Genomic DNA, 328 nt, shown 5'->3' on the forward strand with positions numbered 1-328 from the left:
GACATGATCGGCCGCTCGGCCCTCCACTGAGGTTGCTCTGTGCTGTTGTATCTCGAGTTTCTGCCCAGTCTGGTGATCGCCATGGCGCGCATCTATCCCTGCGCGTTACTGGTCGCGGCCTTCAGTTTTCAACATATTCGTGGCATGCCCCGGCACACGATCGTGATGGTCATTGCACTGATCCCCGCGCCAGGCATCCATGCCGCATTGGAGGGGCTGGATTACTCGGCGCTCATGCTCGCCGCCCTGGCGCTCAAGGAGGTGGCCCTTGGGGTGTTGCTGGGCGGAGAACATTTGCTTGAGCTGGCTCATGGGGTTTACCCGATTG

The 328-nt window shown here is 60.4% G+C and carries 1 protein-coding gene; it reads left to right on the forward strand.

From position 1 onward, the window contains the following. Positions 1-39: 39 nt before the first annotated feature. Positions 40-328: hypothetical protein (locus AC0L3B_RS38880; RefSeq protein WP_473383002.1), on the forward strand; the 289-nt coding region annotated here is incomplete at its 3' end.

The sequence above is a fragment of the Bradyrhizobium sp. Kon56 genome (assembly GCF_055807635.1).